Source organism: Tolumonas auensis DSM 9187, assembly GCF_000023065.1.
Classification (GTDB): domain Bacteria; phylum Pseudomonadota; class Gammaproteobacteria; order Enterobacterales; family Aeromonadaceae; genus Tolumonas; species Tolumonas auensis.
Map to the genome: position 1 here is coordinate 2,677,837 of NC_012691.1, position 13,108 is coordinate 2,690,944.

Genomic DNA, 13,108 nt, shown 5'->3' on the forward strand with positions numbered 1-13,108 from the left:
GGGAATGGGGTGCAAGGGGAAAGGCCCTACCTCGAAAAGGCGAAAAGGCCCCCCGGCCGGCCCATCACCAGGACACTCGCATGCTCTCCCTGTTCCAGCGAAAACGGATCTCGGTCACTGCCGCTCCGTCGCCGGCACCCGCCGCCGATCTTCCCAAAGGGCTGCTGCAGCCCGAGCCGGCCGCGTCCTTGCTGGCGACGCCGCGCCGGCAGAAGCTGCTGGAACACATCTGGCAGCGCACATCGCTATCGCGCAAACAGTTCGCCACTTTGTATCGCGCACCGCTGGAGCACTACGCCGAGCTGGTCCAGCAGTTTCCCGCTTCGGAGAGCCATCACCATGCTTACCACGGCGGCATGCTCGATCACGGGCTGGAAATCATCGCCTACGCGCTCAAACTGCGACAGTCCCACCTGCTGCCGGCTGGCGCTCCCCCCGAAGACCAGGCAGCCCAGTCAGAAGCTTGGACGGCGGCTATCGCCTACGCGGCGTTGCTCCACGATATCGGCAAGATTGCCGTCGACCTTCACGTCGAGTATGAGGATGGCGGCGTTTGGCACCCCTGGCATGGGCCACTGACACGCCCATACCGCTTTCGCTACCGGGATGACCGCGAGTACCGCCTGCATGGTGCCGCCACAGGATTGCTCTACCATCAACTGCTCGATGGCGACGTTCTCGACTGGCTCAGTGGCTACCCCGCACTGTGGGCATCACTGCTCTATGTGCTGGCCGGTCAGTACGAACATGCAGGCATCCTGGGAGAGCTCGTCATCCAGGCCGACCGCGCCTCGGTGGCCCAGGAACTGGGAGGAGATCCCGCCCGCGCCATGGCCGCACCCAAACACGCCCTGCAGCGCAAGTTGATCGATGGCTTGCGTTACCTGCTGAAGGAAGAGTTGAAGCTGAACCAGCCCCAGGCTTCGGATGGCTGGCTCACTGAGGATGCCTTGTGGTTGGTCAGCAAGACAGTCTCTGACAAACTGCGCGCCCATCTGTTGTCCCAGGGTATCGACGGCATTCCCTCCAACAACAGCGCCGTTTTCAACGTCCTGCAGGAACATGGCATGCTGCAGCCGACGCCCGATGGCAAGGCCATCTGGCGTGCCACGGTCAGCAGCGAGGCCGGTTGGTCACACAGCTTTACGCTGTTGCGGCTGTCGCCGGCGCTGATCTGGCAGCCGGCTGAGCGGCCTGAACCCTTCGCCGGGACGGTGATAGTGGAGGCGGCTGCCGAGGCTGACACTCTCGAACAACCGGCGACTGGCACGGATGATGCCCCGAGCAGCATCAGAACTGAGGCCGACAGCGCTCACCCTGTCGCCAGACAGCCGCCTCCCGAAGCTACGCCTGCCGACGCCGCGATGGACGATCTGCTGTCCCTGCTCGCGGTACCCGCGCAGGAGAGCGATGGCGAGCGGGAGCAGCCCATCCTAGACAACAGCGCCCCGTCGATACCTCCCACCGTACAACCCACGGACACCGACGCCAGTCCGCCGAAGCGGGCGCCTGAAGCCCTTGGCAGCACGGAGCCGTCCGGCGAGCATTTCATCGCCTGGCTCCAGCAAGGCATCCAGGCTCGGCGGCTCATCATCAACGACGCCAAGGCGCTGGTGCATACCGTGGCCGATACCGCCTACCTCGTCAGTCCTGGCTTGTTCCAGCGTTACGCCCAGGAGCACCCTTCCATCGCGGCGCTCGCCAAACAGGACAAGGTGCAGGACTGGCAATGGATACAGAAGCGCTTCGAGAAACTGCAACTGCATCGCAAGCAGGCCAGCGGCCTGAACATCTGGACCTGCGAGGTCACTGGGCCGAGAAAATCCCGCCGCCTTCATGGGTACCTTCTGGATGATGCTGGCCTGTTGTTTTCGGAAACGCCACCGAACAACCCTTATCTCTCGCTATCGGACGATACCACCAACATTTCTTTATGAGGGCAGCGGACGCTTTGCCGTCCTCCCCCTGTCCAGCGCGGTGATCTGTCCCGTCAAGAACCTTGATTGATCACTTGCGCGGTAAACGGCAAGGTCACCGACGTCTTCCGACTGACCGACTCGGCCAAGCGGGTGCAGATGATTGAGGGCTTCTCGAGCAGCGCTCGGATAGGGCTGCGAGTCCAGGTAAGTCTCGCTTAGTTCCATTGTGACCCAGCCAGGATCCACCGCCATGGCTCTTGTTATGCCATACACATGGCTCAGGAATGACATCCAAGCAGGACGTTCTAGTCAAATTTGACTCGCAGAAGTCACTCCTCTTCTTGTAGACTATCGCAGCCACTGAGTTACAAAAGACACCCGATAAGGCCTCGTGCTTACTGTGCAAAACATGACCTGGCAGCCTCCGCCCCGAAAGCCGCGCCAGCGACGCATTGATTCGCATACACTGGCCCGTCACTTCCGGTTCACCGCGCCGATATTCTGGTGCCAGCGCTTCCCTGCAGAATACCCAGTGCATCTTCCAGTCTGCCAATGCCGCTGAACCCTCCGTATTGGGCAAAGTCGGCGGCAGCGGCCAGTTTGGGTCCCATCGAACCGGCCGGCAGATCGAGGGCACGCCCCTCCTCCACGCTCAGGCTGCTGATCGCCGCTGCGTTGTCCTTGCCGAAGTCCCGATAGATCGCATCGACATCGGTCAGCAGCAACAGTGCATCGGCCTTGAGCTGTTGCGCCAGCAGGGCGCTGGCTGCGTCCTTGTCGATGACCGCCTCAATACCCACCGTACTACCGTCTTCGCGGCGCAATATCGGGATGCCGCCGCCACCCGCGCAGATCACCACCACGCCCTGGTCCAGTAGCAACTTGATCACCCGCATGTCGGGGATTTCCAGCGGCCTGGGTGACGGCACCACCCTGCGCCATTTATTGCCATCTTGGGCAATATGCCAGCCGGCGGTTTTGGCCCGGGATTCGGCTTCGGCCCGCTCATACACGGGCCCGATGAACTTGGTCGGGTTATCGAACGCCGGGTCATGCTGATCCACCACGACCTGGGTCAGCAGTGTGGCTACTGGCCGGTCGTGATTCAGCGCATTCTCCAACTCCTGTTCGATGACGTAGCCAATCATGCCTTCGGTTTCCGCCCCCAGTACATCCAGGGGATAAACCTCGTCCGGCTTGAAGGCGGCGCCCTGCAAGGCCAGCAGACCGACCTGGGGTCCATTGCCATGGGTAATGACCAGATCATGGCCAGCGCGCACGATGGCCGCCAAGCCTTGGGCCGCGACCCGCACATTGGCACGCTGGGTACGCGCGGTCAGCGGTTCACCGCGCTTCAAAAGGGCGTTGCCGCCCAAGGCTGCGACTACCAGCATGTCAGGCTCCCAGGGTGGCGACCAGCACCGCCTTGATGGTGTGCATACGGTTTTCCGCCTGATCGAAGACGATCGAGGCGGGGCTTTCGAAGACCTCCTCGGTGACTTCCATCGCATCGATACCGAACTTCTGCTGAATCTCCTTGCCAACGGTGGTCTCGGTATTGTGGAAGGCCGGCAGGCAATGCATGAAGTGCACCCGCGGGTTGCCGGTTTTTTCCATGAGTGCGCTATTGACCTGATAGGGCAGCAGCAGCTTGATCCGCTCGGCCCATTTTTCCTCGGGCTCGCCCATGGACACCCAAACATCGGTATAGACGAAATCCACACCGGCTACCGCACTGTCGATATCCTCGGTGATCGTGATCCGGGCGCCAGTGGTGCTGGCGATTCGCTGGGCTTCCTGTTGGATATCATCATGCGGCCAACAGGCCCTCGGGGCGCATAGGCGTACGTCCATGCCCATTTTGGCGCCGCCGATCAGCAGGCTGTCACCCATGTTGTTGGCGGCATCGCCGATGAAGACATAGGACATGTCTCGCAGTGGCTTTTCCACGTGCTCCTGCATGGTCAGGAAGTCAGCCAGGATCTGGGTAGGATGAAATTCATCCGTCAAGCCGTTGTAGACGGGCACGCCAGCATACTCGGCCAACTCCTCGACCACAGCCTGGCCGAAGCCCCGGTATTCGATGGCATCATAGACGCGCCCCAGCACTCGGGCGGTGTCCTTGACCGATTCTTTGTGACCAATATGGGTGCCGGTCGGCCCAAGATAGGTAACCTTGGCGCCCTGATCAAAGGCCGCAACCTCGAAGCCTACCCGGGTGCGAGTGGAGTCCTTTTCAAAGATCAGAGCGATTTCCTTACCGCACAACTGCGGCACTTCGGTGCCGGTATACTTAGCTGCTTTCAAGTCGCCTGCCAGTTTCAGCAGGTAACTGATTTCGCGCGGACTGAAGTCCCGCAGCGTGAGAAAGTGTCGGCTTTTCAGATTGAAGGCCATTGCCATGCTCCTAAGGTGTCAGATTGCGTCGCGTATGGTTGGGCAGCTCATGCAGCGTCCACCGCCGCGCCCCCGGCCTAGCTCTGCGCCTGGTACTTTCAGCACTTCGATGCCGGCCGATTCCAGAGCAGCGTTGGTGTCGTCATTGCGGTCATAGCCAATGACGACGCCCGGGCTCAGGGCCAGTACGTTGTTGCCATCATTCCACTGCTCGCGCTCACGTTCGGCGGGCGTGTCCCCTCCGGTAGGGATCACGGTCAGAGATTGATAACCGAGCGCCTCCGCAACCACGTCGAACATCGGACGCGGATCCTGGTTGAACGTCAGGTGCTTGCCGCCCGCGCCGGGCCGCAGGTCATAACAGACCATCTGATCAGCCACTTCTGTGAAGGCAGTAACGACATTCCCACCACAGAACGTGAACACTGTATCCAGATGCATGGCCGCCCGGCTTTTGGGAATCTGGCAGGCCACTACGCGATCGACCGTGCCGTGCTCGAACAGGGCATTAGCCAGCTGCCCGATCGCTTGGGGGGACGAACGCTCGCCCATGCCGACCAACACGGTGCGATTGCCGATCGGCATGATGTCGCCGCCTTCCAGGGTTGCCAGTGCGTGATCCTTGAGCGGATCTCCCCAGAGCACCTCGACCTTGCCGGAAAATTTTGGATGAAACTGGTAGATTGCTGCCGTCAGCAGCGTTTCCGGCTTGCGTGCGGCCCAGTACATGGGATTCAGCGTGACGCCACCGTAGATCCAGGAGCTGTTGTCTCGGGTAAATAGAAAATTCGGCAGAGGCGGTAAGATAAAGCCATAAGGCCCCAAGTGGTTGCCGAACAGACCGCTCGGATCGAACGGCAGATCATTCACCTGCAAGCCACCGATCAGGAACTCTGCCAGGACGTGCCCTGGCAGCTCGTCCATCCAGGCCCGCAAATCAGACACCATGCCGACGCCAATATGATTCCAGCTGATCCGATGATCGAGAATCCAGCTTCGTGCTTCGGCGATGTCCAGGGTCTCGGCCAGCAGTTGATTGACATCCAACACCTCCACTCCTCGGGCACGCATCAGACTTACGAATACATCGTGATCCTTTTGCGCCTGTTTGACCCAGAACACATCATCAAACAATAGAGCATCACAATTACTGGGCGTTAGCCTGCGATGGGCAAGACCGGGGCGACAAACGATGACCTGCCGCAAAATACCTGTTTCGGAGTGAACGCCAAGAGTATGTTCAGACATGTGAAAACCTCATTTATCAGAGAATTACAGGAAGACACCGATGCTGATCACTAAGGTGATAAACAGGGTCAGAATCGCCATCAAGGGCCAGATGAATACCAGCCAGCGGTCATAGGAGACTCGCCCTATGGCCAGGCCGCCGATCACCACTGCGAAGGTTGGGTTGATCAGATTCACCAGGCCGTTGGCTGATTGATAGGCAGTTACAACTAAGTCGCGGCTGACATTAGCAAAGTCCGCCAGGGGGGCAAGAATGGGCATCGACAGTACCGCAAGGCCGGATGACGAAGGCACGAGGAAGCTCATGCCCGTCTCGATCCAGAACATCAGGTTGATGAAACCCAGTTCCGACATGTTGCTCAAGCGCATTTCAGCACTGTGCAAAATCGTATCAGCAATCATGCCCTGTTCCATGATGACCACGATGCCTCGCGCTAGGCCAACGACCAGAGCTACGCCAAGCAGATCACGGGCGCCATCGACAAAGCTGCCGGCCAGCCTCTTCTCGCCCAGGCGGGCGACAACACCAACGACGATCGCAGCGGCCAGGAACAGAGCGCCCATCTTGTCCATCCACCAGTCCTGGGAGGAAACACCCCAGATCATGACCACGAAGGTCAGGGCGAAGATCACTAGTACCAGTTTCTGGGTCAGGCTCAGTTTGACGTCACCCAGATCATCATGCCCCTGTAGAAACAACGTGCGGTGGGCATTGCGTTGTTTGGCCACGACGGAACGCGAAGGGTCGGCCTTGACCCGTTTTGCATAGCGCATCACATAGACGGCACAGATCACCAAACCGCCAATCAGCAGCACTAGGCGCAGCAGCAGGCCATCGGTAAAAGGAATGTGGGCTGCATTGGAGGCGATCACAGTGGCAAAGGGATTGATGGTCGAGCCCAATACACCGATGCCTGAGCCGATCAGGATCACAGCCACCCCCGTCACGGCATCGTAGCCGGCGGCGATGATGATCGGGATCAAAATGACATAGAACGCCAGGGTCTCTTCAGCCATGCCATAGGTTGTGCCGCCAAGGGCGAACAAAGTCATCAGGATCGGGATCATCCAGATCTCTCGGCCCTCCAACCGCTGCATTGCGCTGCGAATACCGGTGTCGATCGAGCCGGTGGCATTCACTACGCCCAAAAAACCACCGAGAAATAGTATGAACAGCGCTACATCCACGGCGTTGGCGACATAGCTGTCTGGATCATAAAAACCCGCAGTGGGCGCCAGCAGAACGTCCATAAACCCCTGGGGGCTGGACTCGACCACTTGGTAAGTGCCAGGCACAGCCACTTCGCGGCCGACCTCTTCATTCATGACCCGCTCATACTTTCCGGCGGGAATGATCCAAGTCAGCGCAGCAATCAAGACGATCAACAAAAGCAGAATGGTGTAAGCCGTTGGAAAGCGACTTGTCAGATCCTGCTCTAGGTTTTGCGCGGAAGCGCTTTCTTCAGCCATTGTGGATTTCCTCTCCGTGAGCCCATTGAGGGCTGCGATTGCGCAGCGAGTGTTATGACGTTCAGTCGATAAGTGGGTACTGATTATTGCCAATTGAAGATAGATGACCATAAAACAACCGTCCAGTCGTTTTTTTTGTAGAAAGAGGATTAAATGGCATTGAGTTGACATAGATCCATCAATGGCCAAAAAAACGCACAGAAATAGCTCTGTGATGCCTTCTGCTATGCCCGGAGCAGCCATAGAAGTTGTCGTCGGCCGGGACAGGCCAAAGTCATATACGGATCAAAGGTATGGAGGAGAGTGAGACTGTCTCAGGTAAGCTGCGCGTGCCATCATCGCCGACAACTCGCGCGTCATTCCCTGCTAGGGTCCGGCAAACACCCATGCGGGCGCCGTCTAGCGCACCACGCTGGTGCCGACCATAGCGACATGAATATTCGCGTCAGACGCACACCAATTCGACGGACACGGCCGTATCCTTGTGTGCGTCCACTGCCTTGTCTGAGCCAGCGGCAGCTGCCTAGCGCGGGGTGAGCTGCTCTTCCCGCTGCGTCATATCCTCTTTCAGAATACGCTGGATCTCTAATATTGCGACCGCGCTCTGTTGCACGCTGTGCCCCGAAATGATGACTTTCTCGGACTGCGCGCCGGGCAGGTGGGAGCTGCGGTAAGGCACAAGACCATCATCAGAATCAACGAGGGCCTCTTCGGCATTAGCCTGGGCCACGATCGAGTGATAGTTCACCTGGGCAGAGATGGGAAAGTCCGCCGCCGCGCGCACGAAAGGATCGTTCTCGTCGAGGTTGTCGACGCTATTGGGGATATGCCCCAGGCTTTCGTGGCTGCTGGCCGCCGCATTGGGTGCTAGTGTGTGGGCGAGTTCTTCGAGCACCGTAACGGGGAAGCGAATGAATCCCGCCATCCAGCGCCCCAGGCGTCCACCTGCGACCGACGTGCCCCGGTGCGGTGCTGCGATGAAGATGGCGCGGCTGACATGCGGGAAGGGCTCGAAACGCAACATCGGATCTATGCGTTTGATCTGCTGCGGCGTCAGCCGACTGCGATCCGCAGCCAGCTGCACCAGCGACTGGTCGGTTGACGACACCATCAACCGCGCGATGACCCCGCCCATGCTATGCCCCACCAGTACAAGGTCGGACGATGCCGGCGCCTGGCCGGAAGGATCGAAATGCGCCAGCGTATCCCCGAGCGCTCTGCGAATCATCGCGTGGTTCAATGCGATCGGCATATTGGTCGGGTAGTAGACCTGCCAGATTTGGTAATGCTGGCGCAGCGCCTCATCGCCCAGGATTTCGTTGGCGAGTTCCACCCAGGCTTCCGGGCTACTGGCCAGTCCGTGCAGCATGACGATGATCCGTCGGTTCGGATCGTAGGGCTGCATCAGGTAGACGTGCGGACGGTCGATTCCACCCTCGCGCCCAAGCAGGCTGCGCAGCGACTGCCGGTTGAAGTTGGCGCGGGCCAGCCACAGTCCGTAGCCGGCGGTGAAATTGGCCGCCAGCGGTACGCGCTGCCCGCGCAGCATGATGGCCGACTCCACATAGGGGTCATGCACCGTCAAACGGACAGTGCGGGTATGCAGCACGCTGTCCAGGTCGTCTCCGTCCGGGTGCAGCAGAATCGTCATGGACGGCGCGGGCATCTCGCTCCAGGGTAGAGGCTGCTGATTGCGTTTGGCCGCTGGATGGCCATCCCGGGTGGGGGCGGAAGTCAGGGGTTCGTCCGGCATGACCGCCACCAACTCGGCGCCGAAACCGTCGCGCCGGTAGAGGCTGCGCAGTCCGCGGAAAGACAGGGACGAGGCTGGCAGGAGTTCGGCTGGCACCGCCGTACTGCCCGGCAAGCGCGCGCTGCGCATATCCAGCTGCAGCTCCCAGCCTGCAATGTTCCAGCGGGTCTGCGCTGACAACTGCGTAGACATTTGTTGCCGAACCTCGAACATCCCGGTGGCGGCACGTTCGACCGCATAGTTATACCAATCCCGCACTTGCGTCTGGCGATCCTCGAAGGCTCGCTCCCCAGGCGTATGGTCACCGAAGAACAGGTAGGCATAGGCATAACGAATGGTCTCAAGCCAGGCGGCTTGCTGCTCTGATCCGGGCTTCATGGCCTGAGCCTGCGCCAGCCACAGTTCGGACAGTGCAGCCAGGCGTCGATCCGCGGCAACGCCGGTCACGGCGGCCAGGGCCTCGACGCAATCCGCTGAGATCGGTTTTGCGCAAGCCTGCGCATCCAATGCCGCCACCCTGATGGTCTGGGTCGTCGCATCGCTGAGTTTGCCGCGTGTCAGGATATCGCCGCGCTTGAGTTCGATGGCCTCGCCCGCATCCAGTGTATGAACCTCAACCACTGGGCCGAACTCACGCAGGATCGAGCAGCCCCCCAGCAACAGCGGGGCAATGACGAGCCACACTGCCATGCGGCAAGACTGCTGGAACCTCATGGAGATACCTCGTCGGCCGGCACGCCGGGCACACCTTGTCGAATCGACATCGAGAAGTCGTCTCCTGATGCGTCAGAGGCCAGTGCGCGTTCGTTGATGTGCCCCAGTGCCTGCAGTTCTGCGTAGCGATGGCCGGGCGTCAATCCGTGCAGGTCATGGATGTATTCCGCAAAGTGTCCGGACAGCAGCAGGCGATAGTCCGCCGGCAACGCTGGCGCAATGAGCCGAGCCAGCTCGAATACGATGGTCGTGCAGTTACTGGTCAAGGTGTTGTAAAAGCGCGGTGTGCGCCGCAGTTCATTGGCCGCGTGCAGATACTCCAGAAACAACGCGCGGACATTCGCCTGACTCATCTGCAACCGATAGAGATAAACGGCCTCGCCTCGCGCATTGCTGCGCGTACGCACAATGTCGCGCTCATCGGCGGCTACCAGGATCTGCTCGAACTGACGGAAGAATCCGCCGATCGCCGAGAAGGACTCGTGGCGCTCCTTGCGTATTTCCAGTGAGAACACCACCCGCTCGCCACCGTCGAAGCCGAACGACACCAGTGTGTGCGCAATGTGCGGCCCCATCCAGTAGGAAAGTACCAGATCGGCGCTACGCAGGCGGGTAAGGTCGTAGGTACGGTTCTCCCAACGCGGCGTGTAATCGGTTTCACTGCGCCATTCGAAGTTGCGTACATTTTTCAGTTGAACATGATCGCCGTCGATCCTGGCCTCCAGCAACTGGGCGACATCGTCAGCCCATAGGCGGTGGTGCGAGGGCTGCAGGGTGCTCCACCACGCCGCCAGAATAGCGACGGCGCTTACGAATACCACTGCCGTGAAATTACATGACTTGCGGCTGAGCAGACCTGTCAGCGCCGCCACCATCGACAGTCCCGCGGCCGCCCACAGCGCGAGGGTGAACCAGCGAACAGCCGGCTGCGGCACCTGATGCCATAGAGCCAGTGCACCCCATGCAGTCAGCAGTAGCACCGCAACCCCGGTCACCAGTCGCACAGGGAGGTGTCTGGCTTTTTGCCTTACCTTGCTCATCAAGGCTGCAAGAGCTCAAGCAGCAGCTGCCGATGCGCATCTCGTACCTGCACGAGCTCTATGGAAGGGTTTCCCCTGGATAGCATTGACGAGTTCAGCCATAGCAGTGCGGGAGCGAGCGCCAGCGGGAAAAAGTGCTCGGTCAAGACACCCGGACGAATGATGCCCCGTTCTATGTTGCGTTGGATGATGAGCTGCGCCCGCTCTTTCAGTCCGTGAGCAACTTCGTTGTGCCAACGCTGCACCAGCTCTGGTGTTCTGGCGCTTTCGGCCAGAAGCAGCCGGTAAATCGACATCGTGGCAGGGGAGCTAAAGGTCGCGTATAGGCGATCCAGGTAGACATCTACCAGCTCTGGCAACGTCAGATCTTCATCCGGGAGCCAGCCCTGGAAATCGCAAATCTGCTTTGTCGTGCGTTCGAGCAAGGCATGAAAAATTTCTTCCTTGCTTTTGAAGTGGGCGTAGATACCAGCCTTGGACAAGCCTGCGCATTCCGCCAGGCGCTCCATTGACACGGCGTTGTATGTCCGATCCGCAAACTCGATCAACGCCGCATCCAATATTTCCTCTCTCCTGGCCACAGAAGACAGATAGCGGCGCTTGCCTGGTACGTCGTCTTTGTTGGTTGGCATACAAAGGTCCCTGTTCAAAAATTGACTGGATTGTCCCATGGGCTGGTCACCGGTTCCACCATGGGCGCATGGTCAGCCCAGGCTGAGCACTTCCAACTGGCGGGTGTGCAGTGCCTAGTGAACGGCTAATTGCGTTTTCGGGATTGTAACGTATAATCACAAACAACCGTCCAGTCGTTTTCTTTATAGTGTGCGATAACGTGCACTATTCGCAGGGACGCATACGAACCCGGAACGCCGGAAAATGAAGCAGGAGAGCCCCATCGACCGGTCGCTAGAGGCGAGAGTGCAGACATTAATAGGGAGGTGGCGTGAACAGCCATCAAAGTCGCGCTCGATTGCAGCGTTCGTTGGTGACCGACATGCCTGCGCGTCGCTGTACGTGGGCGGCTACTCCTCTACAACCAGGCCCTATCAGCCCGAACCCCGTACGGAACGTGATCATGCCTCCAGCTTTTCCTTTATTGTCTGAGTTCAAATTGCGCACTGCCTCGCTGGCACTGAGCGCCGTCGTACTGACCGGCTGCATGTCGCTCGCTCCTGCTCCTGATACCCCGCCGCTGCCGGTACCCGAGGTTTGGCCTGGTCATCTTGAATCGAGCACCGAGGGTGCCCACGCGGGAGAACTTGCCTGGCAGGCCTACTTCACGGACCCTTTGCTGCAACGCCTCATCGAGACCGCGCTGGAGAACAACCGCGATCTGCGCCTGGCCGCGCTGCGTGTCGAGGAAGCCAGCGCCGCATTCCGCATTCAGCGCTCGGATCGATTTCCTGCCGTGGGCGTGGGTGCCCAGGGTGGACGCGCCCGCGTCCCTGGCGATCTGAACATGTCGGGCCGGTCGCAGGTGGGCGGCGAATATCGGGCCGAGGTGGGTTTGAGCACCTGGGAGCTGGATCTGTGGGGCCGGGTCCGCAACCTGGAAGACGCCGCTCTGCAACGCTGGCTGGCTTCCGACGCGGCCCGCCAGGCCGTCCACCTGGCGCTAATCGCCCAGGTGGCCGACGGTTATCTTGGCTTGCGCGAGATAGACGAACGCGTGGCTATCGCCCGTCAAACCGTCGCGACCCGCGAGGAGTCCTATCGCATTTTCCGGCGCCGCGTTGAAGTCGGCTCGACCTCGAAGCTGGACCTCACTCAAGTCCAAACTTTGCTGAACCAGGCTCAGGCGCTGCTAACCCAGCTTGAGCAAGCACGCGCCACGCAACTGCACGCGCTGGCACTGCTGGTAGGTGCCGATCCTGGCCCGCTGCCCACCAAGGCACCCTTCGATGAAACAACGGTGCTGGCCGAACTTCGGACCGGTCTGCCTTCGGAACTGCTGGTCAGTCGTCCGGACATCATTGCCGCCGAACACCAATTGCGCGCTGGCGATGCCAACATCGGGGCCGCCCGCGCGGCGTTCTTGCCGCGCATTGCGCTGACCGGCAGCTTCGGCACGGCCAGTTCCGATCTGGACGGCCTGTTCGATTCCGGCAGCCGCGCCTGGACCTTCATGCCCACCCTGTCGCTGCCCATCTTCGATGGCGGGCGGCGGCGCGCCAACCTGGAACTGAGCGAAGTGCGTCGTGACATCGCCGTTGCCGGCTACGAGAAGACCATTCAAACGGCCTTTCGCGAGGTGGCCGATGCACTGAGCGCCAAGTACTGGCTGGCTGAGCAATTGACGATCCAGCGGGCCAATCTGGAAGCGCAAAGCGAACGCGCGCGGCTGGCCCAGTTGCGCTACGACAACGGCTCGGCCGCTTTCCTGGAGGTGCTGGACGCCCAACGCGATCTGCTGGATGCCGGACAACAACTGGTGCAGGCGCGCCGTGCGCTGCTGTCTAGCCAGGTGGCACTGTATGCCGCGCTCGGCGGCGGCACCCTCACCGCAACCGGCCAGGCGCAGAGTGCGACCTCGACGCCCGCTTCCACCCCATCAACCCGTTAAGGCA

10 protein-coding genes are annotated in these 13,108 nt (G+C 60.2%); 2 read left to right on the forward strand and 8 right to left on the reverse strand.

Going from position 1 to position 13,108, the window contains the following annotated elements:
- Positions 1-80: 80 nt before the first annotated feature.
- On the forward strand, positions 81-1,937 hold the full coding sequence (mobH, locus tag TOLA_RS12490) for a MobH family relaxase (protein ID WP_015879505.1): 1,857 nt from the start codon (positions 81-83) through the stop codon (positions 1,935-1,937).
- Here the strand turns inward: mobH and TOLA_RS17090 are convergent.
- From TOLA_RS17090 to TOLA_RS12530, 8 genes are all read right to left on the reverse strand, one after another.
- Positions 1,932-2,210 carry an SDR family oxidoreductase gene (locus TOLA_RS17090; protein WP_083757768.1) on the reverse strand — a complete coding sequence of 93 codons (279 nt, stop codon included), beginning with the start codon at positions 2,208-2,210 and terminating at the stop codon, positions 1,932-1,934. The two genes, mobH and TOLA_RS17090, sit on opposite strands and share 6 nt — an antisense overlap.
- A 194-nt stretch (positions 2,211-2,404) precedes the next feature.
- Entirely contained in the window at positions 2,405-3,313 is a 909-nt protein-coding gene (gene arcC, locus TOLA_RS12500) for a carbamate kinase (protein ID WP_015879506.1), read from the reverse strand.
- A gap of 1 nt (position 3,314) precedes the next feature.
- Positions 3,315-4,316 (reverse strand): ornithine carbamoyltransferase, encoded by a 1,002-nt coding sequence (locus TOLA_RS12505; protein WP_015879507.1) that lies wholly within the window; start codon positions 4,314-4,316, stop codon positions 3,315-3,317.
- Between the two features lie 18 nt (positions 4,317-4,334).
- Complete coding sequence (locus TOLA_RS12510; protein ID WP_015879508.1) at positions 4,335-5,564, reverse strand: arginine deiminase; 1,230 nt, start codon at positions 5,562-5,564, stop codon at positions 4,335-4,337.
- Positions 5,565-5,588: 24 nt separating this feature from the next.
- Positions 5,589-7,034 (reverse strand): YfcC family protein, encoded by a 1,446-nt coding sequence (locus TOLA_RS12515; protein ID WP_015879509.1) that lies wholly within the window; start codon positions 7,032-7,034, stop codon positions 5,589-5,591.
- 523 nt (positions 7,035-7,557) lie between these two features.
- Entirely contained in the window at positions 7,558-9,477 is a 1,920-nt protein-coding gene (locus TOLA_RS12520) for an esterase/lipase family protein (RefSeq protein ID WP_245534213.1), read from the reverse strand.
- A gap of 20 nt (positions 9,478-9,497) precedes the next feature.
- Complete coding sequence (locus TOLA_RS12525; protein ID WP_245534214.1) at positions 9,498-10,481, reverse strand: Lnb N-terminal periplasmic domain-containing protein; 984 nt, start codon at positions 10,479-10,481, stop codon at positions 9,498-9,500.
- A gap of 59 nt (positions 10,482-10,540) precedes the next feature.
- Positions 10,541-11,173 carry a TetR/AcrR family transcriptional regulator gene (locus TOLA_RS12530; protein ID WP_015879512.1) on the reverse strand — a complete coding sequence of 211 codons (633 nt, stop codon included), beginning with the start codon at positions 11,171-11,173 and terminating at the stop codon, positions 10,541-10,543.
- A 443-nt stretch (positions 11,174-11,616) separates the two neighbouring features.
- Here TOLA_RS12530 and TOLA_RS12535 point away from each other — a divergent pair, with 443 nt between their 5' ends.
- On the forward strand, positions 11,617-13,104 hold the full coding sequence (locus TOLA_RS12535) for an efflux transporter outer membrane subunit (RefSeq protein ID WP_015879513.1): 1,488 nt from the start codon (positions 11,617-11,619) through the stop codon (positions 13,102-13,104).
- Positions 13,105-13,108: the final 4 nt, after the last annotated feature.